A 21,039-nucleotide genomic window follows, 5' to 3' on the forward strand; every position below is an offset into this window, starting at 1 on the left:
TGGGTTGTCTTAGTCTTAAACTCTTAAAAAAAATTGTTATGAAAAAGATCAAATCATTATTCCTGCTGCTGGCCGTTATGGCACTTACCTTATCATCCTGTGCAGACGAAAGTCCGGTGAACAACACCACTAACACCGATGCAAGCATTTCATTAAGGACGACGCTTAGGCAAATTAAGAAAACCATCGGCACCGCCGGAAGGGATGGCAGCGGCGACCAGGCCACTTGCTTTAATTTTGTTTATCCGATTACGCTGTCTTACAATAACGGCACTGTGATTGAAGTGAATTCCTATGATGGGCTGATCGCATTGCTGGAAGCCGAAACCGAAAACTTTTACCTTGAAGGCATACAGTTTCCGTTCCAGGTCCAGGAGGAAATGACGATTACCACGATTAACAACGAGGATGAATTTATGGCATTGGTCCAGTCCTGCGGTTTTGATACCATTGATGAGGATATTTATGTTTTTAACTGCTATCAGGCAGTGTATCCATTTTCGGTTATCAATCAGGATAATCAAACCATCGTGATCAACAATGAAACTGATTTGTACAATTTATTTGCTTCTCCCAATTCAAACTCGGATGATTATATCGTAGATTTCGTGTATCCGATTTCTTTAATTAAGGATAACCAAACCGTTCAGGCAAACAACATTTATGAATTGTTCGATCTTATGGATCAATGTGAAGGTGATACAGATTGCATTTGTACTGCGGATTATAACCCAGTATGTGTCAATGACGGGATGGGGGGCGTGATTACGTTTGGAAACCAGTGTCTAGCCACATGTGCCGGATATACAGAGGCAGACTTTGTGGATTGCGGGATCATCTCACCGGCGAATTTCGGCGGGCTGCTCGGAACCTGTTTCCAGCTGAGTTATCCGGTTCAGGTAGCGTATCAGGGTGCTTTGGTTACCGTAAATAATGATGGAGAATTGCTCCAATATTATGATGCAAGTGTAGAGCAATTACCTGATTTTCATTATCCAGTGCAGGTGATTGACACGCCAGTAAGCTCGATTTCGATTACAAGTGCGGCGCAGTTTTCACAATTTATCAATACCCACTGTAACTAAATTTAAACCGATTGCGGTATGCATTGCCACATGTTTTTTACGACATGTGGTAATGCTTTTTTAAACAGATGGACACACACACAGACAATCATGGGTTATGCGAACCGGCGGCTTTCAGGCTGACGTTTGATGCGCACTATAAAATGCTTCGCAATTTCCTGCTTTTCCGATACCGCGACAATGATCTCGCCGATGATATTGCCCAAAATGCGTTTGTCAAATTGTGGGAAAATTGCGCTATCCTGAAAAAGGAACAGGCGAAAAGCTTTCTGTTTACCACGGCAATCCGGTTGTCGTTAAACCAGCTTAAGCACCAGAAAGTGGTGGCTGATTATCAATTGCAATTGGAACCAAAGATAGCCGACAAAGAATCGCCTCAGTTCTTGATGGAGGAAACCGAGTTCAGGCAGCAACTCGAAAGGGCTATTGGCGCATTGCCCGAGAGACAGCGTGAGGTTTTCATGCTTAATCGGTTTGAAAGCCAATCCTATACCGAAATTGCCGCTCTATTGAACCTATCAGTCAAAGCGGTAGAGAAACGGATGCATCAGGCACTGGTGACCCTAAGAAAAACCACCCCTAAAATTTGAGATTATTGTTATGGAAAACCACGAAACATATTTAGCCGATTGGTTTGAGGACAGAATGACCGATGAAGCCTTGCAACAGCTAATTTCAAAAGAAGAATTCCTTGAATACAGCAGGATTAAACGGGCTATAAAGGGATATGATTTGAAAACCCCGGAACTGGAAAGCCATTTCCAATTGATTAAAGACAAGATGGTGCTGCAAAAGGAGACCACGAAACCAGTCATTGCTTTGTGGAAATACATCACGGTGGCCGCGTCAGTATTTTTGTGTATAGGTGTTTTTGCGTATTTTTCTACAAGCCATTCGGTTATTACAGATTACGGACAAAACCGTATCATTAGACTTGCGGATCATTCCCGGGTACATTTAGATCCAAAATCAGCCTTGTCATACTCTAATTTTTTCAAGTATAGCAGAGACCTGACACTCAGCGGAGAGGCGTATTTTGAAGCAGCCAAAGGAAGCCGTTTTACCGTGCACACTGGGCAGGGGACGGTGACGGTGTTGGGAACAAAATTCAATGTAATCGCTTCTGATGATTACTTCGAAGTGCATTGTGATGAAGGTAGGGTCCGAGTTGATGCCGGTACATCGAGCTTTATACTAACACCGGGTAAGAGTGTCCGTGTGAATGGTGGCAAAGTAAGTCAATGGGAAGGGGAACGGAGTTACCTGAAGGTTTCAGAGCGCAGTTTTTACAGGACACCTGCGTCAGTTGTCTTTGAAAAGATAGAAAACCAGTACGGGATTCATATTGATTTCCCTGATAAAATGAGACAGGCCAGTTTTACCGGTGCCATTTCGAACACCGATTTCAACAAGGCCATGCAGTCGATTTGTTTACCGCTGCATTTGAAATATACCCTTCAAAGTCCCGGTAAAATAACAGTAACGAATGAATAAGGTTCTGTTTTTCTGTCTTTTACTCTTTTCCAATCTTATCATGTCACAATACAAAGTGAAATTTGGATGTGACGGGATGGCTTTAGAACGGGCGATTCCTAAAATTGAGAGGAAGTTCGATATAAAATATTCGTACGCCGACAGCCTGGTCGTCGATAAAAGGATTTCGCTGCCGGAAAAGGAATATTCGATAGACGAAATCAATGCTGAAATGGAACGGCAAACCAGTTTGCATCCGGAAAAAATCAGCGAAAGATATTATGCTTTGGTTTCCTTTTTGGAAGGTGGTGAAGCAAAACCAGTACAGCTGAACGAGGTCATTGTCGGTTCGTTTCTCACCGACGGAATCACCAAAAGCAACCAGCGTTTTTTGCTGTCGCCGCAGAAATCATCGGTATTAGCCGGCGTTACGGATTCAGACATCCTGCTTTCTTTACAACAGCTTCCCGGTGTGAAGAGCCCAAATGAAACCGCGACAGGGCTTTACGTGCGCGGCGGGTCACAGGATCAAAACCTAATCCTGATAGACGGCATCAGGCTGTACCATCCTGGGCATTTGTTCGGGATGATTTCCGGTATCAATCCCAATATTGTGAAGAGCGTCAGCTTTTATAATAAGGCTGCTAGCGCCAATTATGGCGAAAGGGTATCGGGTGTCATCGACATCAGGACGTCTGGGAATCTTGAAAAAGACGTGAAAGTCATTGGCGGAGTTAACGCGCTCAATGCCGATCTGTTTATGCAGCTTCCCATAATAAAAGGCAAGCTGGATATTCAGGTTTCCGGCAGAAAGTCGTTTACAGAAGTGTGGAGAAGCACAACTTTTAACCAGCTTGCAAACAAGGTTTTCCAGAATACCGACTTTAGGTCGTTCAATGACCGGAATAAGTTTCGGTTTTATGATTTTTCAGCAAAGGTAATTTTTAAGCCTTCCGAGAAATCGCTGCTTACCTTCACCGGCCTGTCGATCAACAACAACCTGAATTACAAGTACAAAATTGTTGCCGATAGTACCTCCAATCAGCAAATGCAAATCATCAACGATGGCTACAGTCTTCATTGGCATCAGCAATATTCGAAAGCATTCTCCCAGGAAATTTTGGCATATTATTCGGTGTATGATTTTCAGTATTCAAAGAAACAGGTCAATGAAATCACCTCTAATTTTGAAGTATTTAAAAAACTGAACAGGATTGTGAATTCCGGCGCGGAACTAAATTTCATGTCCCTATTGAGTCCTTCGATGCAACTCGATTATGGATACCAGATTTCCGGGAATGACGTGTCCCATTTGTTCAATACGTACAATCAGGATGTCGGGATCGATCTAAACCAACGGCAGCTTTTTAACGTGCTGCATTCGGTTTATCTCAGCCACAACTACACACTGAAGACCTGGCGTTTCCAGACCGGGCTGCGGTACAATTATTTTGCGAGGATTGGCGTCAGTACCTTTGAACCGCGGATTTTTGTGCAGGATAAGATTACCGGCGCATTTGCATTGCAGCTGTCCTTTGAGCGCCGGAATCAGTTCATGAACCAGGCGCGGGAGAACAGCATCAATGACCTGAGCCTCGAGAACTATGTCTGGGTGCTTTCCGATAGCGGGAAGTATCCAATCCAGAAGGCAAACCAGTTTTCCGTTGGAGGCATTTACAAAAAGGACCATTGGCTATTGGATATCGATGGCTATTTTAAAACCATCGACGGGATTACGGGATTGAATTTCGGCTTTTTTAATCAAAATGAAAACCAGACTTCTAAGGGAAAGGGATTTACCAAAGGGGTTGAGGTTTTTATCCAAAACAAATCGGATCGTTGGAATACATCACTAACCTATTCATTCCAGGATTCGCAGCATAAATTTAGCGGGATTAACAATGGTGGTTACTTTCAGGCAAATAATAACATCGCACATGCCGTAAATATGAACCTGAATCGGAAGTGGAAGAAGTTTTCGGCGGCATTGGGCTGGTTTTGGCACACCGGAAAACCTTACAGCGCCGTCAATGAAAGGGGTATGACAGAATCATTTAATGCGGACAACCTGCCAGTCTACCACCGGATGGATATTTCATGCGAATATGCATTCACATCCGGGAAAGTGAATTTTAAAACCGGGTTTTCGGTGTATAATCTGTATAACAGGAAAAGTCTAATCAGCCGTGAATACGAGCGGCAATACTCGACGTTTACCGACCTGGCTAACGAGCGCTACGAAAAACAGGATTATTATTCCCTGGGCATCACCCCGAACCTATTTTTTAAAATGAGTATTTAAAAAAAAGAAAAATCGGGAAACTCCCGACTTTGATTACTTTATTTTGAGTTGGTCTTTGACCCAGGTTTCAAGCTTCCCCTCTTTATCCAACGTGGCTAATTTGTCTATTTCGGGATCGCGGTCGCTTGTTTTTTTATATACCCTGATGACATTCCTCAGCGCTGCAGCATTCAATTTTATTTTATCCTCTACAGCTCCGGGAGTCTGAAGTGCATACTTTGTCCATCCAAACATAAAAGCCATCAGTAAATCACTGTTTTCCTGATTGAATTTTAGAATTGCTGATGACATTTCTACGCTGACGTCCGGGGTTCCGGTAAGCCATTCCACAAAAAACTGTGTGGCTGCGTTTTTACTTTCAATGTCTGAAGGATTGCTCTCGATCCAGGTGATGCATTTGATGATTTCAGCATTGTATTTGCTGTAGTCCGTCGCGTTTCCGAATTTGTATACAGGTACCTTATAGTCCTGGGCGAAAGAAGAAAGGCTTGCGACTATTAGTAAAACTGATAATAGTTTCCTCATGTGATTGTTGGTTTTAGATTTGGTGTAAAAATAGCAAAAAGAACAACAGGAGGTTTTTCCTAAGCAAAATAGTGGGAAAGGGAATTGCTCCCCCCATTAAAAAATTCAAGTTTACCTTAAACAAATCCCAAATTCACAGTCATGATTTGATGCCCGTTACTTTTTTAGTATTTTTGGCTGCAATAGAATTAACATGACAGAAGAACAGGTTATATTGGTTGATGAGCATGACAACCAGATTGGCTTAATGCCTAAGCTTGAAGCCCACGAAAAAGCGGTGTTGCATCGCGCATTTTCCGTATTCATCCTTAACGATAAAAAGGAAATTATGCTCCAGCAGCGCGCCAGCCAGAAGTACCATTCGCCGTTGCTCTGGACAAACACCTGTTGCAGCCATCAGCGTGAAGGCGAAACCAACATTGAAGCTGGAACAAGACGACTGTTTGATGAGATGGGAATCAGGACCGATTTAACGGAATTGTTTCACTTTATTTACAAAGCGCCATTCGATAATGGCCTTACCGAACATGAACTCGATCACGTAATGATCGGGTATTACAATGACGAACCTGTTTTAAATACCGAAGAAGCCGAAGCCTGGAAGTGGATGTCAGTGGAAGACATAAAATCTGATATGCTGCGTCATCCGGAAATTTATACTGTTTGGTTCAAAATTATATTTGACGAATTTTACCATTATCTCGAAGCACATACCTTATAGAACACTATGAAAGTAACCATTTCCCGAAAAGCCCATTTTAATGCCGCGCACCGACTGTTCCGTAAAGACTGGACCGACGAAAAGAACAGTGCTGTTTTTGGGAAGTGCAACAGCCCGAATTTCCACGGGCACAACTATGAACTAATTGTGAGCCTGACAGGTGATATTGACCCTGAGACCGGCTTTGTCATGGATATCAAGAAACTGAGCGATATTATCGAGAGCGAAGTCGAAGATGCCTTTGACCACAAAAACCTAAATCTGGACGTGCCTGACTTTAAGGAACTGAATCCTACTGTCGAGAATTTTTCGGTAGTCATCTATAACAAGATCAGGGCCCACATTAAGGCAGCACATGACCTCGAAGTCACGCTATACGAAACGCCACGTATATTCGCCACTTACAGGGGGCAATAGAAATTGTACAATAGAATATCAAAATTGTATTAGTATTTCTCGTACTGAAAATTGACATTTGCTTAAACCAATAAAATAGTCTTTATGCTGTATCCAATGCAATTTGAATCCATACTGAAAGAACGGATTTGGGGTGGACAAAAACTAAATACACTTTTAAATAAACCGATAACATCTGAAATTACAGGCGAAAGCTGGGAGTTGTCGACTGTCAAAGGCGACATCAGTATCGTTGCCAATGGTGAAAACAAGGGCATGCCGCTGACTGAAGTCATTGAAGCGGCGCCGGAAGCCATTTTGGGAAAGTCCGTGCACCAGCGTTTCGGAACAGATTTCCCTTTATTGTTCAAATACCTTGATGCCCGCGAAGACCTGTCGATCCAGGTACATCCTAACGATGCGTTGGCGAAAAAACGGCACAATTCTTTCGGTAAGACGGAAATGTGGTATGTGATGCAAGCCGACCCCAACGCCCGCATCATTGTTGGGTTTAAAGAAAAGTCAAGTCCGGAGCAATACCTCACAAGCTTAAAAGACAACAGCATTATCTCCATCCTTGACACCATTGAGGCAAAAAAAGGCGATGTTTTTTTTCTTGAAACGGGCACGGTTCATGCGATTGGCGCAGGGCTTGTGATTGCGGAAATTCAACAGACTTCAGACATCACCTACAGGATTTATGATTTCGACCGAAAGGATGCCAACGGGAATACCAGGGAACTTCATGTCGACCTGGCATTGGACGCGATTAATTACGACGTGGTTCAAACGCAGAAACAATATGCCAGGACACCAAACCAGTCGAACCCAGTGGTAGACTGCCCTTACTTTACAACTAATTTTATTCCGCTTGATGGGAAAAAGCAAGTTGCACAGGACGGAGATTCTTTTCGTGTATTCATGTGTACGGAAGGGAGTTTTTCTTTGGATACCGGAAACGGGCATTACGAATACAGCACGGGCGACACCGTACTTTTGCCTGCGGCTATCGAATCCTACACGATGGAAGGGAAGGCCACGATCTTAGAAATTTATATTTCCTAGGCTAATCCAAAGATAATGTGTAGTTTTGCACCAAATTTTAAAAATACAGTTCAAGATGGCAAATGTTAGAAATTTAAAGAAAGACATCAATTACGTTTTAGGCGATATCATAGAAGCGGTTTACCTTTTCGAGATGTCGACTTCAGGGCAACCAACACCAGAAACCAATGCATTAATCGATGAAGCGCTTGCTGCATTTGATGCTTTGATTGCAAAAGTGAATGCTAAAAACGTTGAAAATAAAAAAGCACACTTTAAACAGATCAGTGCCGATTTAGAACAATCTGCTAATCAGCTTATTGCTAAAATCAACACGCTGTAATTAAATTTAACGATAAAAAGTGTCCATATTTTTTTGGAATTTAGAAAATCAAAATTATATTTGCACCGTTAAGTCGCCGGTGTAGCTCAGTTGGCTAGAGCAGCTGATTTGTAATCAGCAGGTCGTGGGTTCGAGTCCCTCTATCGGCTCCAAAAAAACCATCACTTTTTTAGTGGTGGTTTTTTTTTGTGATACGCTCCATGAGAAGTTTATCCCGAATGCCTGGCACTTCGGGAAGTCCCGCTATCGGCTCCAGAAAAACCATCCGCTTGTTAGGTGGTTTTTTTAATCGGGCTTCCAAAAGATCCTGCTATCGGACATATTACGAGCGGCCTGAAATAAAAAAACCATCCGCAATAGGATGGTTTTTTACTTTTGGTCAACAGGACTTATTGCCCCATTTTTTTTCGCTCATTATAAAAAGCCGTCAGCTTTTTTCCATAGTACGAGGAAGCCACTTTTGGAGACATTGCCTTGTAAATGATTTCGAGGTATTCCAATCTGATATTGGGAATGTCGGATAGCGTGATGTAAGGTGCAACCTCATACTTGCCGTTATTTTTAGCGAAATTTACCGCAAACAGGTATTGGCTTTTTGTCGTGCGGTTTTGTAATGCAGTAATGCTGTCCACACCGGTGGTCACTTTGGCATGCTGCTTCCGCAACAATATTTCTGTCAGGTCCAGGTTTTTTCCCGTATAACGCGCCAAAATCTTGCGATAGTCCTCATACAGTTTCTGGTTTTTTGACCCAGTAATTTTTGCCTGTGTAAAAAACTGGTCAAGCTTCGTGTCGATCGTCATCTTCCCGGGTTCGGCGAAAAACGGAATTTTGTCATCTAATGAATTGGTAACGCCCCGATCCAAAACCAGGTAATACATTTCCGGCGACGGCAGTTCGAGCCAGCTTTCAAAATGGGAATCGCCGTCAATGTTGATGGTGTCAATCGCAACCAGGCTGGTGTCTTTAATATGCTTAATATATAAGGTGCCCTTCTTCAGACCTTCAATATTTCCCGTTATTTGGAGGTTTCCTTTGGGTTTTTCTTTGGCACATGACGCCATCAACAGGCACAATCCAATGGCCGAAACTATTTTTCTCATTCGTTTTGATTTAACTTCTTTCCATTTAGCCACCTTGGCCTGGAGTGGCGCAAAATAATGAAAAAATCCCCAATCTCTTTCGAAATCAGGGATAGAATTAATTTGTTTTTTGAGGCATGATCCGGCTGTCCGCTATATCTTTTCCCGGCGAAAGGGCCGGAAAAAGGATGCCGCTTCCATCCGGGCCAGCGATTGTGCCCATGTGGACTTATTTTTTCAGCCAAGCATCTTTTAATGCGGTTTTGGAGGTATCGGTAAACTCAAAGTCCGTAATGCCCATCCTCGCAAAATAGTCCGCATACGGAATCGGCGTTTTCCCCGCAACATACGTGGTCAGGAATTCCCCCACTTCAGGATATGTCAATGAAGTTATTTTCGGAAACAGTTCGGAATCATCAAATGCCTTGTGGACGCCATACTCCTGAGATAATTTTTGCATGAGGTCAAGGATGCCGCGTTGTCCGTTACTCTTTTCGCGTATGATGATGTCGATGCACATCCCGATCAGGGCGCCTTTTTCATACACGTTATTGTATTGGGCTTTGTAAGGCGGGACAAGTACGTTGCGGCTCATTTCGGTAAAAGACATCGTGTCGTCCATCGACCTGGCATTCCGGATCTTGTCCCGCATTCTTTTATAAAAATCGGGTTCCGTAATCAATCCCTGATTGACCTGGAACAGGTTTGCGAAATATTCGGTAACGCCTTCATACATCCATAAATGTTCTGACATCTTTGGGTCATTGTAATCGAAATCCTGGATTTGCTTCGCGTGTATGGTTAACGGTGTTACAATATGGAAAAATTCATGTGATACCACGTCTTTCATTTGCTCATCCATCGTTTTCTTAGGAAGCAATTCGGGCATTACCACAGTTGTTGCCGTCGGGTGCTCTAACGCGCCGAAGCCTTTCGCGTCTTTTTTTCTCAAATCCGTAAGGTACAGCAGCACGCTGTATTTTTTGGTGCTGTTAAAACTGCCCAGAAAATTCTTCTGCGCCGTCATCATTTTTTGCATTTCGGGTGTAATCATGGCTGCAGTGTATTTTCCGGTCGGGGAGTAAACACTGATCAGAATATCCATGCCGTTGACGTTGAATGTGGTGTGGTCAGGCTTCGAGTACATGATGGGATTTTCGACCAATTCTGCGTAGCGCGGTGTCGTAAAAACATCTTTTGCATCGCTTTTGTCGCTATCGGTCATCGAGGTTGCTCCCCACAAAGTTGTCGGATGTTCAACGGAAAGCGTATAAGGAATCTGCAGGAATTCTTTAAAATAGCCGATAAAACCATGCGTGTTGAGCAGGAAGTTTTTCCCATCGTCGATATTGGTGCCGGCCGGCGAAAAAATATCATGAGTGTACTCCACGTCAAAGGTGTCGTTAACCCAATAAGTTACCTTTACAAGCTTTTTGGCTTCGCTGATGTTCCAGGAATTGTCGCCATCACGGACTACGGTAAGCTCTTTTCCACTAGCGTCAAATGCCTTAAAATCATCAACAAACTTCCCGTAATTATCAGTAGAATAAGTTCCAGGAACCGTTTTTGGAATATTATACGTGATGGTTTCAACATTGATTTTTGGAGGTAAAACCGTAACCATAATTTTGTCATCCTGTACAATATTGAGGTCAATGTCAACCTTAACAGATTCAGTAATGGTCGCTGACGGCTTCTGTGCTTTAGCCTTCTTTTTCTGTGCTTCTGCAGTAAAGCCAGTCAGCAATAATATAGTAAACAGCGTAGCGAAAGTTTTTCTCATCCTTTTGATTTTTTAAGCATAAGTCAAACTTACCACGGTTCTGTTACAACTCAAATCGATTTTATGAATTGATTAACGACTGTAAGGAATTTTGGATTTTCCGGCAGATCGGGTTTTCCGTACGAGGCAGCATTTTCTGCATCACCATTTTCAATCGTCTTGAGCACATGATTCATATTCGGAATCAGCTCCAGCGTCGCGTCTGGTTTCGCCGCATGCAACAATTCCGCTTCCGATACGGCAACCTGTAAGTCCTTTGTGCCATTCACGAGAAGTACAGGGATTTTAAGTGCCTTGATGTCCTGCTGTGGTTTGTATTTCATCCAGGAAATCATGTAAGGCTGGACACTTTCGCGAAATAGGAATGCCATGGATGGGTCGTCCAATTTGAACGTTTTTCCATCCTTTAAGATGGCGAAATACTTGGCCGCACTGTCCCGCATCTGCTGTGGCTGCGCTTTGAGCTGGTCCATAATTACCTGATCAATTGGCCTTCCAGAGCCTGCAATTGAGATATATCCATCAGCATTGCCATTCGCTGCTTCCATCCCAATTAAGGAACCTTCACTATGCCCCGCAACAATGATTTTAGAATATGTTTTTTTGGCTTTGAAATACGCGATGACATCTTTGGCATCTTTGATAAAATCTTCAAAGTTCAGCGAGGATTCGTCCAGCTTTCCAGTTTTGGCCATGGCAAGAATTCGTTTGTCATAGGAGTAAGCGGCATTCCCGTTTTGGGCGATGGATTGCGCCAACATTTTCAGCGCGTTGTTGTTCATTCCGGCCTGATTGCCATTCCGGTCGGTAGGGCCGGAGCCGGCAATAATAATCACCAATTTTGTATTGGCAGATGGATTTGCGGGCGTAAATAGTGTGCCTTTGATCAGGTCATTCACAGCGACTTCAGACTCCTTCACAGTATTATTTTGTGCGAGAGCGTTTAAGCCCAAAAACGTTACGAGCAGGATTGTAAATTTTTTCATAATGGGAAAGTGTAAATGATTAATATTTTCGAAATGATTTCAGCGATGATGATGGCGCCAATAAACGCCAACACAGCCGTGGTGCCTTTTGCATTACACGCCACTTTATAGCCGTTCCACAATAAAACAAAGAACCAAACTAACAACAACAGAGACAATGCGGAAAACGCCAGAAAAAAAGCCATGTCCGGAATGGCAAAATTCGTTTGATTGCGCATCGCCATTTCCGTAATAGCCATGGTTTCTTCGTACATACGATTGTTATAGTTCATCGGTGGGATGAGGTATAACGGGAATCGTGCCACGAGAACTGTCGAAAAGATGTCAATAGAACGTGTTTTTGGATTGATGGTTTTTGCGGCAACGAATAAAGCCATTCCGAGGCATGCAGTATCCAATACAATTTCGAGGAAGGGGATATGCAACGGTACTGCATCAGCAAAATGAATGTCGAGCGCGCCATCATAGTGCGCGTTGAACTGGTATGCAAGAAAACAGCCTGCAACGGAAATTAAAATTCCGAAGATTAACTGTGTGTTCGTACTGAACTTCTCAAAAGGATTAAAAATGATTTTCATGGTTAAGGTTTTTGTTTGATATGCTTTACCTTTTCGATGATGTCATCGAGTTTGTTACGTACAGTCGGATAGCTATTGCCCATCTGAGACGCCATCTCTTTCAGGCTGCCGCTGTTCACAAAGAACTGTAGGATGAAATTCTGGTCTTCTTCAGTCAACTGCAATAAAATGGGGAGCGCATAGTTGCCTGAAACACTGGTGCCACAATTGGCGCAGGAAAGTTGTGTGACAGATAAACCATTTTGGCAACTCGGGCATTCAACGGGAAGTTTTGGAATCATCAGTTTGTGATTTGATGAGACAAAGTTAAATAAAATTTAAAACAAAATAAATATTATTTAAATAAAAATTAATTTAGTGTAATAATATTTTAATTTAGTGCGGTTGGAGATAGGTGTCCGCTGGAATTCACCCGGCACTTTCAAACCTGGGGTAATGCTATAAAAAGAAAAAGCCCCTTTGTAAAGGAGCTTTGATGGGTTAATCAAATTTATTCTTTATGTAATATTTGCCGTCGAGTTCGTCGTCAAAATCGTCAATTTTCGGTGGTTTTGGTTTAGGCTTGCCTGCCATTGCCTTTTTCTTCCAAAGCTCATATTTATCTGCGGTCAACCTTTTTTTCATGATTTCAAGAACCTCCTTTTCGGCGAAGCCAAATTCTTTCTTGATAATTTCAAACGGATTTCTTTCTTCCAACGCCAACGTAAACAGCCTTTCTGACTGTTCCCTGTCCAACTCGAGATGCTTGCTCTTTTTCATTATTTGAAAATTAATTCAGATAAAAACGACAATAATTTTTTTTAGGTTTTGATTTCAATATCAATATTAATAAAAAAATGGTTTACTTTTTTAATCGTCTGAAAATTTTTCGCAAGGATCATCTTTCTGTATCACGTTGCTTTAAAAATGGGATTTTAAGCAGGAACCTCAGGTTGTTATGCTGCGTGGCGTCCATATGGCTGTCGATACCATAAATAATTTCGGCTCTTTCCAGGTATGAAAAGGTGCCAAACAGCCTGTCCCACACTGAAAAGATGTTGCCGTAGTTTGAATCTGTGTAAGGCAGCATATAATGATGGTGCACTTTATGCATATCCGGGGTCACGAATATCCAACTCAACACTTTGTCGAGTTTTTTTGGAAGTGCGATATTGGCATGATTAAATTGCGAGAAGACGACAGACAACGATTGATACATAAAAACCATCCACATGGGTGCGCCCACAATCAGTGTTCCCAATACGGTAAACAAAAATCGAATGACGCTTTCGCCGGGGTGATGCCGGTTTGCTGATGTGGTATCAACCCAGGTATCGGTGTGGTGGATCAGGTGAAAACGCCAGAATAGTTTAACCCGGTGTTCTGTAAGATGCGATAGGTAGGCGCCAATCAGATCCAATAATAACAGTCCTGCAATCGCATATACCCAAATACTCATTTTTGGAATCAGGTTTAAAATACCGAAGTTATTTTCGGTTACCCAATCTGCCGTCATTAATAACAAAAACGCGAGCACAAAATTTACGATGATCGTAGTAACGGTAAAAAAGATGTTTATTCCGGCGTGATGCCATTTTTTGTATTCCAAATGCAGCATCGGCCTCAGTCTTTCCAGTAGCCAGAAAAAAGCAATCCCGCCAGCCAGGATCAACGCCCGATGCAATGAAGGAATTTGGCTGAAATAATGAACGATGTTTTCCATAAAAAAAGCATTTTCTCAAATGTACTTTTTTTTTACAGTAAAAAGGAACATTTAAAGCACGATCCTAAAAGTCAGGTTAATGCGGGTGCCGGTTGGCCTTGTCGTTTTAGGAACCTGGTGCTTCCAGAAATGCTGGGTGGTACCTTTCATTAATAACAGACTGCCATGTTCCAGGTTAATTTTGATTTTCTGGTCAGGGATTGTATTGTGTCTTAAATGGAACGCTCTTGTTGCCCCGAAACTCACCGATGCAATCACTGGGTTTCTTCCCAATTCTTTTTCGTCATCTGCATGCCAGCCATTGCTGTCCCTGCCGTTGCGGTATTGGTTCAGCAATACGGTGGTAAAACGCGCCTCAGTAAATTGTTCGACTGTCTCTTTGATGTATGTTAGTAAAGCATTCCAGTGATGGGGTTTCATCACGATGCCAGAATAACCGTATGGTTTTCCCTCGTTGCCGTACAGCGCCGTAAGCCGGGGTTGCAAATGGGTTTTGCCGAAAAGCGTAATGTCATCCTGCTGCCATTGAATCTCTGTCATCAAATGCCGAAACAGTTCATCTGCTTTATCGGCAGTAAATAGGTTGTGGTAATATACAATTTCTGCGTCCGGCACATCAAAAATAATGGGCTCGTTGTCATGGTCAAATAGGGAGGCCATTGGTGTAGATATAAGCCCAGATAATCAATACTACCTGCAACGGAAGTCTTAAAAGCAATAGCCATTTCGGCATGCGCAGCGAGGCATTTTTTTCGGTATACATATAAATATTTGCTGGAAAAACGGCGATGAGTAAAGCGATAAGGCCCCAGGCCGTGTATGCTGAAATAGCAGGAATGCAAAGACCGATGGCAATGACGATTTCCGCTGCGCCGCTGGTGTAGTTTATTGCGGCATGCCATGGCAGGTAGGGAGGGATAATCTTCCTGTAAAGCTGTGGCTTCCTGAAGTGATTCAGCCCGGCCAACAAGTAAATGGCCGCCATTACGTATAGATGCCAAGGTAAAACCATCCCGATTTGTTTTTGCCTAAATTACAAAAATTAATCCCCTGTCCGTTTGAATTTAACATTCATCACGACGATGGCCCCAATAATCATCAGGATGCCTGCCCACTGTACCATAAGCACCTCTTCGTGCAACAGGAAGTAGGCCATCGTTACAGAAACCGGCAACTCTAACGACGATACAATGCTTCCCAGCCCAATGCCGGTCAATGGAAATCCGGCGTTCATCAGCATCGGAGGGATTACGGTTCCAAACAATGCGAGCAGAATCCCCCATTTGAAAAATATGTCGAAATTAAAAGGTGTGTGTTGTGTGGCCAACGCAAAAATAAGAACCAGCACTGCGCCACCCAGCAACATATACAAGCTGCGTTGTGCCGAAGAAATATCCGTGGCGATGCGGTTCGCCGTAAACATGGTGGTTGTAAACGAAGCGGCTGCAAGCAGGCCCAAAACAAGTCCGCGCCAATCCGGGAACGATTGTGCATCGATTAGGTTCGTTGCCAACACCGTTCCAATTAAAACGATTATGACGGCGAAAATCTTAATTTTGGACGGCAACTTTTTTTCGAGAATCATTTCGAGCAGTACGCCCATCCAAACAGTCTGCATCAGCAGCACAATGCCAATAGAAACCGGGATGTACCGTACTGCGAGGTAATAAAAAATACTCGTCAGGCCGGTCGAAGTTCCTGCGAGCATTAGATGTTTGACGTTTGTTGCAGAAGCTTTTTTAACTGCTGCGCCGTTTTTCTTCTTCTGAAAAGCATTGATAAGCAAAATTGCTGCAATACCCAGGACAAACTGTGCGGTAATCACTTCCGCGGGAGTAAAGTGATTGCCACTCATTCCGGTGTCGTCATACGCCATCTTGACAAATGTGGCAAGCATGCCATAACTCGTGGCACCTAATCCCACCAGAAAAACCCCTTTCAGTATATTTTTATTTGTCATCTGCTGATTTTTAAAAAGCCGACAAAGATAGATTTTAAAATGTGAGTATGAAATATTTTTAAGGTTCTAAAATAATTCTGCCCGGTTAAAGTTATCAACGTTACCTAAACCGATAATAATGAAAAACATACTGTTTACGCTGTTGTTGTCTTTTGTTTGCTGTAAAGAATACAATGGGACGCCGGCTGCCCCAAAAAATTATTCCAAATATGAATCTGAGGCGCTGTCTTTCTGCAAATCCAATGGTTTTAATGAGGACTATTTTTTCCTGATTGATATGAGTATCCATCCCGGCAAAAACCGGTTCTTCGTATACGATTTTAAAAGCAATAAGTTTACTTATAAGAAGCTTGTTACACACGGAAGCTGCGATGTCGTCAGTGAAAATCCTGAAAAATGGGAGAAAGCGAAGTTCAACAACGCGAATGACAGCCACTGCACGGCAAAAGGAAAATACAAAATAGGGAAGCGCGATTACAGCAGCTGGGGAATAAAGGTCAAATATTGGTTGCATGGCCTTGAAAAGACCAATGCCAATGCCGAAAAAAGGGTGATCGTCCTTCATTCCTGGGACGCCGTTTCAGACGAAGAGGTGTATCCCAAAGTAAGTCCGTTGAGTTGGGGCTGCCCGGCAGTTTCAGATGCATTTATGAAAGTGTTGGACGGTAAGTTGAAACAAACTCCGAAACCCGTTTTATTATGGATCATAGGCGATTAGGAAACTGTAACTTTTCTCCGGAATCCTGTAAAGGATACCAATTTGTGTAACCTTACTTTGTAATGTAATCATATTAAAAAATTACATTATGAAAACCACATTTAGAAAATACACGACAGGATTAAAGGGGTTGTTGATAGCAGGCTTGTTTTACGCAGCAATCCCCATGGCTTCAGCCCAGGCAAATGGGCAGGTTGATCAGGATCAATTGCAACAGCAACCGCCAAGAGAAACTCAACGTGAAGTCGAGACGGCAGCGAGACGGGACGCTGCGAAGGCTAAAAGTGAAGCCGAATTCCAGGCGGAAAAGCAGGCAAAGGACAAGGGACGAACCCAAAAGCAGACAACCGCTGAAAAACCGGTATCTGACACCATAAAAAAACCAAAAAAAACCAAGCCTCAGGTTCAGTACGAACCGAAGCGCAATTAAAGTTGAAAGGGCTGTCTCAGACAGCCCTTTTGTTTTATATGTTATTTAATTTTGCCAATTAAACATGGGAAACGCTCACGCCACCGTGGCTCCCAAATACATCCTGCAGCATTTGCTTTAATTTCCTGAAGTCACTCAGTTTAGTAATGTAATCAGTAGCGCCGAGGTCTTTTGTCGCGATCTTATCCTGTGGATGCGAAGAAGTACTGTATACAATAATCTTACTCTTTTCGCTTTCTGGTTGTTTTTTATATTCCTTCAGGAACTCATATCCATTTAGAAGCGGCATGTTCAGGTCTAAAAAAATGAAATCCGGGGGAGGTGGGTTTTTATCGATATGTTCCAGGGCTTCACGGCCATTGTCTGCAAGATCACACTCAAAAGTGGGGTATAGTTCATTAATCGCTTCCATCAAAAAAGACTGATCGTCTTTGTCGTCATCTACTACAAGTATTCTCTGTTTCGTCATGCTGCAAATATAAAGATTAAATTATAGTTTTACAGGCGGTCGTATTTTTGCGGCACCCGCCTTTTTTATGGGGCAATAGTGGAAACAAATACAAGTAAATTGCGTGATGCAGCATATTTAAACCTCGCCTATTTTAAATTTTAAATCGATTTTCTCTTTAGCGCTAGTAACTTGTGCATACGCAAACTGCAAAACGATTTTGAAATTGAAACGACGACGAGCGCCATAACCTTATCAAATAGGTTAAAACAAATGTAAGCTAAAAGTGACTAAAATTATAAAGCGGACATGCAAATATTATAAGAATTTATAGTAATGTTATAATAATGTCAAGGTGGTTAAAATCCGCATATTAGTGATAAAAACTTGAAAAACAAATAATTAGAATATGGAAATAAAAGTACAATACGAACTCATTAAATCCTCAAGAAGGGTGCTTCTTGATTACTGCAGAACATTCGCGGTCGATGACTTCACCAAGGTCGATGTCACTTTTGGTTTTGGAAGTGTCAGAAATCTGCTCGTCCATGTTGCCAATACTTATGAGTGGTGGATTGGTGCTCAGGGTCTGGGTGATCATAAGCCCTTTACGCCCTACGATGCCATCAGTACTGTTGATCAACTGGAAATTTTATTTGTCACAGTGGATCAGCTGGTGGAGGATTTCTGCCTAAAATATCACAACGATTTAACCTGTGAGATTCCGGTATCGCTTCGAAAGCAGTCTTTCAATTCCACACCATTGGAGTTATTCACCCACGTCATCACCCATGAATTTCACCATAAGGGACAGGTACTGACGTTAAGCAGGCATCTCGGTTACACACCTGTCGATACCGATATCATAAGATGATCAGTTTAGCATTTGCCTGACGATCGAAAACCCAATAAAGGTGGCTGAAATGCCTATGAAAATACTTGCACCGGCATAACCGACTGCAATCATGGGCTGGTCATTCCGCAATAAGCTCATGGTTTCATACGAAAAAGCAGAAAATGTTGTAAATCCTCCCAGCACACCGGTGGCGAGGAACAACCGCCAGTCCTCTGTAAGATTCCCTTTGTCAGCAAATCCGTAAACGACACCAATCAAAAGACAGCCGAGGATATTCACTATAAAAGTGCCTGTGGGAAATTCTATACCGGGTTTCGACTGAAAAAAACCCGAAAGCAGAAAACGGGAAATGCCGCCAATGAAACTTCCAATCCCAACCGCGAGCAGTGTTTTTATCATAATTAAATCCTGTTAAAAGAATATTTCAGCCAAAAATAACCAATCCTGCCTAAAATAAAGACACCAGCAAAATTCAAATTTCAGCATGGTCTTTATACCATGGCATATCAAAAGCGGGCAACGTAATAAATATTGACATCATAAACCTCACGCTGTGCAATAAGCCAATTCCAAAATATCCATTCAGGCGGCATTTTTCATGGTTGCAGCAGACCTGCTTTCGATGACCAAAATCACAGCTGTCCCAAGCGTGTAAGCCACAAGATCCATCCAGGCAAAACCGGAGCCTAAAATGAGTTTTGCCGCCAGGGAATTTTTTAGTCCTAAATGCACAATAAGGTGAAAATATTGTGAAACCTCAATAACATAGGAAAACAGCAGTACACCCATAGCGGTTTTAAACCAATTGAAATTGAAAAACGATTTCACGAAACAATACAGCAGGATGACTACGAGCAAATCACCGAAGTAGGGACGTACAAGCTGGTCATGAAAGTACCCGGCGATAATGCATTCGGCAAGAAATAGCGCAATGAACCAACAAAAGTAACGAACGTGTAATCCGAAAGCCTGCTTCATATTTTCATTTGATATACTACAAATGTAATCGACGAATGATTAAAACCGTAAATTTTATCTAAATTTAACTGCCGGAAAAAAACCGAAGCATTATCCAATGTTTACAGAAACTTACACCGAAATCCTCCTGGAAACAAGCCGTGATGCCATCTTAATCATGGAGCGTGATTTTACCATTACAAAGGCAAATAGAAATTTTTATGCTAATTTTAAATGTGTCTCCGACCAGATACAAGGCAAATCTTTTTTCGAAATCAATGGAAAGGCCTGGGATAAGGATGACATCCATAAACTCTTTGAAAAAGTTATTCCAAAGGAAAAGCATGCGGAAGACCATGAAACCCTTTTGACCTTTCCGGAAAGTACCGGTGACCGATGCCTGGTCCTAAACGTTCACCTAACAGATGCGGACGAAAAAAAACCCGCTTTAATATTCCTGTTTATTGAAGACATCACCGAGAAAAGGCATGCCGAAGCGCAACTCATCGAAAACGAAAGGCGCTTCACCCAGCGGAAGCAGGAATTGGAGCAGTCACGTTCGTTTTTAAATTCAGTGTTGAACTCCACCTATTATGGGATTGCAAGTTATGAGCCACTCCGGAATGCATTCGGGGAAATTGAGGACTTTAGGATTACGTACACCAACCAGGAAGTGCCGGGTAATTTTGGGCTTTCCGTGCAGGATGTGGTGGGCAAAACATTTAAGGAGGTTTATCCCGGCGTATTTGAAAATGGCATATTCGAAAAAGTAAAAAACTGCCTCATCACCGGCATCCCAAATACGTATGAAATTTCGGTCGCAGACAGAAATCATGAACTATGGCTCACGGCCGCAATGGAAAAGGTGAATGATACGGTGACCATTACCTCCAAAAATATTACTGCTGAAAAGGAGGCAGCGCTGCAATTGGAGCGCATGAATACACTGTTGTTTAATAAGAACAAGGAACTTTCCTCGTTTACCTATATCGCTTCTCATGATTTGCAGGAACCGCTTCGGAAAATCAGGATGTTCATCAGCAGGATACTGGAGGAGGAAAAAAACTTTTCAGACAATACACTTGCCTATTTTACCAACATCAACAGCACCGCTGTACGAATGCAAATGCTGATTGACGCGCTGCTGAGTTATTCGAGTATGGAGTCCGGAATCATAAAAACGGAGCGAACAGACCTGAATAAATTTGTCAAGGAAGTTTTGGCTTTAATCGACATTTCGGTCGGGGAAAGTGGCGCCGTTTTCGAAATTGGCACGCTTCCCACGGTGCAGGTCGTGAGAATTCAATTCCAGCAATTGCTCTTAAACGTAATCAACAACGCGATCAAATACCGTAAACCGGAGACCGCGCCCAAAATTAAAATTGCTGCCGAAAAAGTTGAGAACAACAATTTGAAATTCTGGAAGATTACAATTGAGGACGATGGCATTGGCTTCGACCAGCAGTATGCAGAAAAGATTTTTGAAGTATTCCAGCGCCTGCACGGAAAAAAGGATTATGGAGGAACAGGTGTCGGACTTGCCATATGCAAAAAAATTATGCTAAACCATCACGGCGATATAGTTGCCGAGGGAATACCGGGCGTTGGCGCAAAATTCCACATTTACATCCCAACAAAAGGCTGAAATGT

The 21,039-nt window shown here is 42.6% G+C and carries 25 protein-coding genes, 1 tRNA gene and 1 pseudogene; 13 read left to right on the top strand and 14 right to left on the bottom strand.

Annotation, left to right across the window (positions count from 1 at the left end):
- Positions 1 to 38: 38 nt before the first annotated feature.
- The 4 genes from CFE23_RS07645 to CFE23_RS07660 all read left to right on the top strand — a co-directional run bounded on the left by CFE23_RS07645 (position 39) and on the right by CFE23_RS07660 (position 4,860).
- A complete protein-coding gene (locus CFE23_RS07645; RefSeq protein WP_291086396.1) occupies positions 39 to 1,085 on the top strand; it encodes a Kazal-type serine protease inhibitor in 1,047 nt (348 codons plus the stop codon).
- A 68-nt stretch (positions 1,086 to 1,153) separates the two neighbouring features.
- On the top strand, positions 1,154 to 1,675 hold the full coding sequence (locus tag CFE23_RS07650) for a sigma-70 family RNA polymerase sigma factor (protein WP_291086398.1): 522 nt from the start codon (positions 1,154 to 1,156) through the stop codon (positions 1,673 to 1,675).
- Between the two features lie 10 nt (positions 1,676 to 1,685).
- Positions 1,686 to 2,579 (top strand): FecR family protein, encoded by an 894-nt coding sequence (locus tag CFE23_RS07655; protein ID WP_291086400.1) that lies wholly within the window; start codon positions 1,686 to 1,688, stop codon positions 2,577 to 2,579.
- A complete protein-coding gene (locus CFE23_RS07660; RefSeq protein WP_291086402.1) occupies positions 2,572 to 4,860 on the top strand; it encodes a TonB-dependent receptor plug domain-containing protein in 2,289 nt (762 codons plus the stop codon). Before CFE23_RS07655 ends, CFE23_RS07660 begins: the two co-directional genes overlap by 8 nt.
- A gap of 33 nt (positions 4,861 to 4,893) precedes the next feature.
- Here CFE23_RS07660 and CFE23_RS07665 read toward each other — a convergent pair whose 3' ends face one another.
- A complete protein-coding gene (locus CFE23_RS07665) occupies positions 4,894 to 5,385 on the bottom strand; it encodes a hypothetical protein (RefSeq protein ID WP_291086404.1) in 492 nt (163 codons plus the stop codon).
- Between the two features lie 193 nt (positions 5,386 to 5,578).
- Between CFE23_RS07665 and idi the strand changes: the two genes are divergently transcribed.
- From idi to CFE23_RS07690, 5 genes are all read left to right on the top strand, one after another.
- Positions 5,579 to 6,106: an isopentenyl-diphosphate Delta-isomerase gene (idi, locus tag CFE23_RS07670; protein ID WP_291086406.1), complete on the top strand. Its 528-nt coding sequence runs from the start codon at positions 5,579 to 5,581 to the stop codon at positions 6,104 to 6,106.
- A 6-nt stretch (positions 6,107 to 6,112) separates the two neighbouring features.
- A complete protein-coding gene (locus CFE23_RS07675; protein WP_291086408.1) occupies positions 6,113 to 6,523 on the top strand; it encodes a 6-carboxytetrahydropterin synthase in 411 nt (136 codons plus the stop codon).
- A 75-nt stretch (positions 6,524 to 6,598) separates the two neighbouring features.
- Positions 6,599 to 7,567 (top strand): type I phosphomannose isomerase catalytic subunit, encoded by a 969-nt coding sequence (locus tag CFE23_RS07680; protein WP_291086470.1) that lies wholly within the window; start codon positions 6,599 to 6,601, stop codon positions 7,565 to 7,567.
- A 55-nt stretch (positions 7,568 to 7,622) separates the two neighbouring features.
- The gene (locus CFE23_RS07685) at positions 7,623 to 7,889 is read left to right on the top strand and encodes a hypothetical protein (RefSeq protein WP_291086410.1); all 267 of its coding nucleotides are present in this window, start codon (positions 7,623 to 7,625) and stop codon (positions 7,887 to 7,889) included.
- A gap of 75 nt (positions 7,890 to 7,964) precedes the next feature.
- A tRNA-Thr gene (locus tag CFE23_RS07690) sits at positions 7,965 to 8,041 on the top strand.
- 237 nt (positions 8,042 to 8,278) lie between these two features.
- On the opposite strand, the gene CFE23_RS07695 is transcribed toward CFE23_RS07690, so the two are convergent.
- The 10 genes and pseudogenes from CFE23_RS07695 to CFE23_RS07740 form a co-directional block, all read right to left on the bottom strand.
- Positions 8,279 to 8,992, bottom strand: coding sequence for a DUF4369 domain-containing protein (locus CFE23_RS07695; protein ID WP_291086412.1), 714 nt, complete (start codon positions 8,990 to 8,992; stop codon positions 8,279 to 8,281).
- Between the two features lie 268 nt (positions 8,993 to 9,260).
- Positions 9,261 to 10,754, bottom strand: a pseudogene (locus CFE23_RS07700) (peptidase M61); the annotation flags it as partial.
- Between the two features lie 50 nt (positions 10,755 to 10,804).
- Positions 10,805 to 11,740 (bottom strand): alpha/beta fold hydrolase, encoded by a 936-nt coding sequence (locus CFE23_RS07705; protein ID WP_291086414.1) that lies wholly within the window; start codon positions 11,738 to 11,740, stop codon positions 10,805 to 10,807.
- On the bottom strand, positions 11,737 to 12,318 hold the full coding sequence (locus CFE23_RS07710; protein ID WP_291086416.1) for a hypothetical protein: 582 nt from the start codon (positions 12,316 to 12,318) through the stop codon (positions 11,737 to 11,739). Before CFE23_RS07710 ends, CFE23_RS07705 begins: the two co-directional genes overlap by 4 nt.
- A gap of 2 nt (positions 12,319 to 12,320) precedes the next feature.
- Positions 12,321 to 12,599: a DUF2089 family protein gene (locus CFE23_RS07715; protein ID WP_291086418.1), complete on the bottom strand. Its 279-nt coding sequence runs from the start codon at positions 12,597 to 12,599 to the stop codon at positions 12,321 to 12,323.
- Positions 12,600 to 12,798: 199 nt separating this feature from the next.
- The gene (locus CFE23_RS07720; RefSeq protein ID WP_291086421.1) at positions 12,799 to 13,077 is read right to left on the bottom strand and encodes a DUF2805 domain-containing protein; all 279 of its coding nucleotides are present in this window, start codon (positions 13,075 to 13,077) and stop codon (positions 12,799 to 12,801) included.
- 118 nt (positions 13,078 to 13,195) lie between these two features.
- A complete protein-coding gene (locus CFE23_RS07725) occupies positions 13,196 to 14,020 on the bottom strand; it encodes a sterol desaturase family protein (RefSeq protein WP_291086423.1) in 825 nt (274 codons plus the stop codon).
- A gap of 51 nt (positions 14,021 to 14,071) precedes the next feature.
- Positions 14,072 to 14,680 carry an alpha-ketoglutarate-dependent dioxygenase AlkB gene (locus tag CFE23_RS07730; protein WP_291086425.1) on the bottom strand — a complete coding sequence of 203 codons (609 nt, stop codon included), beginning with the start codon at positions 14,678 to 14,680 and terminating at the stop codon, positions 14,072 to 14,074.
- Complete coding sequence (locus CFE23_RS07735) at positions 14,664 to 15,032, bottom strand: DoxX family protein (protein ID WP_291086427.1); 369 nt, start codon at positions 15,030 to 15,032, stop codon at positions 14,664 to 14,666. The genes CFE23_RS07730 and CFE23_RS07735 overlap by 17 nt, the downstream gene beginning before the upstream one ends.
- A gap of 30 nt (positions 15,033 to 15,062) precedes the next feature.
- Positions 15,063 to 15,980: an EamA family transporter gene (locus CFE23_RS07740; protein WP_291086429.1), complete on the bottom strand. Its 918-nt coding sequence runs from the start codon at positions 15,978 to 15,980 to the stop codon at positions 15,063 to 15,065.
- Between the two features lie 118 nt (positions 15,981 to 16,098).
- Between CFE23_RS07740 and CFE23_RS07745 the strand changes: the two genes are divergently transcribed.
- Both CFE23_RS07745 and CFE23_RS07750 read left to right on the top strand, forming a co-directional pair.
- Entirely contained in the window at positions 16,099 to 16,698 is a 600-nt protein-coding gene (locus CFE23_RS07745) for a murein L,D-transpeptidase catalytic domain-containing protein (protein ID WP_291086431.1), read from the top strand.
- 88 nt (positions 16,699 to 16,786) lie between these two features.
- Positions 16,787 to 17,128 (top strand): hypothetical protein, encoded by a 342-nt coding sequence (locus CFE23_RS07750; RefSeq protein WP_291086433.1) that lies wholly within the window; start codon positions 16,787 to 16,789, stop codon positions 17,126 to 17,128.
- Positions 17,129 to 17,186: 58 nt separating this feature from the next.
- On the opposite strand, the gene CFE23_RS07755 is transcribed toward CFE23_RS07750, so the two are convergent.
- Entirely contained in the window at positions 17,187 to 17,597 is a 411-nt protein-coding gene (locus CFE23_RS07755) for a response regulator (protein WP_291086435.1), read from the bottom strand.
- Positions 17,598 to 17,985: 388 nt separating this feature from the next.
- Here CFE23_RS07755 and CFE23_RS07760 point away from each other — a divergent pair, with 388 nt between their 5' ends.
- Positions 17,986 to 18,450: a DinB family protein gene (locus CFE23_RS07760; RefSeq protein WP_291086437.1), complete on the top strand. Its 465-nt coding sequence runs from the start codon at positions 17,986 to 17,988 to the stop codon at positions 18,448 to 18,450.
- On the opposite strand, the gene crcB is transcribed toward CFE23_RS07760, so the two are convergent.
- Together crcB and CFE23_RS07770 are read right to left on the bottom strand one after the other, a co-directional pair.
- Positions 18,451 to 18,831 (bottom strand): fluoride efflux transporter CrcB, encoded by a 381-nt coding sequence (gene crcB / locus CFE23_RS07765; RefSeq protein ID WP_291086439.1) that lies wholly within the window; start codon positions 18,829 to 18,831, stop codon positions 18,451 to 18,453.
- Positions 18,832 to 19,014: 183 nt separating this feature from the next.
- Positions 19,015 to 19,410: a DUF2809 domain-containing protein gene (locus CFE23_RS07770; protein WP_291086441.1), complete on the bottom strand. Its 396-nt coding sequence runs from the start codon at positions 19,408 to 19,410 to the stop codon at positions 19,015 to 19,017.
- A 97-nt stretch (positions 19,411 to 19,507) separates the two neighbouring features.
- Here CFE23_RS07770 and CFE23_RS07775 point away from each other — a divergent pair, with 97 nt between their 5' ends.
- On the top strand, positions 19,508 to 21,034 hold the full coding sequence (locus CFE23_RS07775) for an ATP-binding protein (RefSeq protein ID WP_291086443.1): 1,527 nt from the start codon (positions 19,508 to 19,510) through the stop codon (positions 21,032 to 21,034).
- The last annotated feature ends 5 nt before the right edge of the window (positions 21,035 to 21,039 follow it).

Origin of the sequence: Flavobacterium sp. BFFFF1 (genome assembly GCF_002256285.1) — a bacterium.
Lineage (GTDB): Bacteria > Bacteroidota > Bacteroidia > Flavobacteriales > Flavobacteriaceae > Flavobacterium.

Coding starts and splice junctions, on each gene's coding strand:
- CFE23_RS07645 (WP_291086396.1), top strand. CDS start 39: ATGAAAAAGATCAAATCATTATTCCTGCTGCTGGCCGTTATGGCACTT.
- CFE23_RS07650 (WP_291086398.1), top strand. CDS start 1,154: ATGGACACACACACAGACAATCATGGGTTATGCGAACCGGCGGCTTTC.
- CFE23_RS07655 (WP_291086400.1), top strand. CDS start 1,686: ATGGAAAACCACGAAACATATTTAGCCGATTGGTTTGAGGACAGAATG.
- CFE23_RS07660 (WP_291086402.1), top strand. CDS start 2,572: ATGAATAAGGTTCTGTTTTTCTGTCTTTTACTCTTTTCCAATCTTATC.
- CFE23_RS07665 (WP_291086404.1), bottom strand. CDS start 5,385: ATGAGGAAACTATTATCAGTTTTACTAATAGTCGCAAGCCTTTCTTCT.
- idi (WP_291086406.1), top strand. CDS start 5,579: ATGACAGAAGAACAGGTTATATTGGTTGATGAGCATGACAACCAGATT.
- CFE23_RS07675 (WP_291086408.1), top strand. CDS start 6,113: ATGAAAGTAACCATTTCCCGAAAAGCCCATTTTAATGCCGCGCACCGA.
- CFE23_RS07685 (WP_291086410.1), top strand. CDS start 7,623: ATGGCAAATGTTAGAAATTTAAAGAAAGACATCAATTACGTTTTAGGC.
- CFE23_RS07695 (WP_291086412.1), bottom strand. CDS start 8,992: ATGAGAAAAATAGTTTCGGCCATTGGATTGTGCCTGTTGATGGCGTCA.
- CFE23_RS07705 (WP_291086414.1), bottom strand. CDS start 11,740: ATGAAAAAATTTACAATCCTGCTCGTAACGTTTTTGGGCTTAAACGCT.
- CFE23_RS07710 (WP_291086416.1), bottom strand. CDS start 12,318: ATGAAAATCATTTTTAATCCTTTTGAGAAGTTCAGTACGAACACACAG.
- CFE23_RS07715 (WP_291086418.1), bottom strand. CDS start 12,599: ATGATTCCAAAACTTCCCGTTGAATGCCCGAGTTGCCAAAATGGTTTA.
- CFE23_RS07720 (WP_291086421.1), bottom strand. CDS start 13,077: ATGAAAAAGAGCAAGCATCTCGAGTTGGACAGGGAACAGTCAGAAAGG.
- CFE23_RS07725 (WP_291086423.1), bottom strand. CDS start 14,020: ATGGAAAACATCGTTCATTATTTCAGCCAAATTCCTTCATTGCATCGG.
- CFE23_RS07730 (WP_291086425.1), bottom strand. CDS start 14,680: ATGGCCTCCCTATTTGACCATGACAACGAGCCCATTATTTTTGATGTG.
- CFE23_RS07735 (WP_291086427.1), bottom strand. CDS start 15,032: ATGGTTTTACCTTGGCATCTATACGTAATGGCGGCCATTTACTTGTTG.
- CFE23_RS07740 (WP_291086429.1), bottom strand. CDS start 15,980: ATGACAAATAAAAATATACTGAAAGGGGTTTTTCTGGTGGGATTAGGT.
- CFE23_RS07745 (WP_291086431.1), top strand. CDS start 16,099: ATGAAAAACATACTGTTTACGCTGTTGTTGTCTTTTGTTTGCTGTAAA.
- CFE23_RS07750 (WP_291086433.1), top strand. CDS start 16,787: ATGAAAACCACATTTAGAAAATACACGACAGGATTAAAGGGGTTGTTG.
- CFE23_RS07755 (WP_291086435.1), bottom strand. CDS start 17,597: ATGACGAAACAGAGAATACTTGTAGTAGATGACGACAAAGACGATCAG.
- CFE23_RS07760 (WP_291086437.1), top strand. CDS start 17,986: ATGGAAATAAAAGTACAATACGAACTCATTAAATCCTCAAGAAGGGTG.
- crcB (WP_291086439.1), bottom strand. CDS start 18,831: ATGATAAAAACACTGCTCGCGGTTGGGATTGGAAGTTTCATTGGCGGC.
- CFE23_RS07770 (WP_291086441.1), bottom strand. CDS start 19,410: ATGAAGCAGGCTTTCGGATTACACGTTCGTTACTTTTGTTGGTTCATT.
- CFE23_RS07775 (WP_291086443.1), top strand. CDS start 19,508: ATGTTTACAGAAACTTACACCGAAATCCTCCTGGAAACAAGCCGTGAT.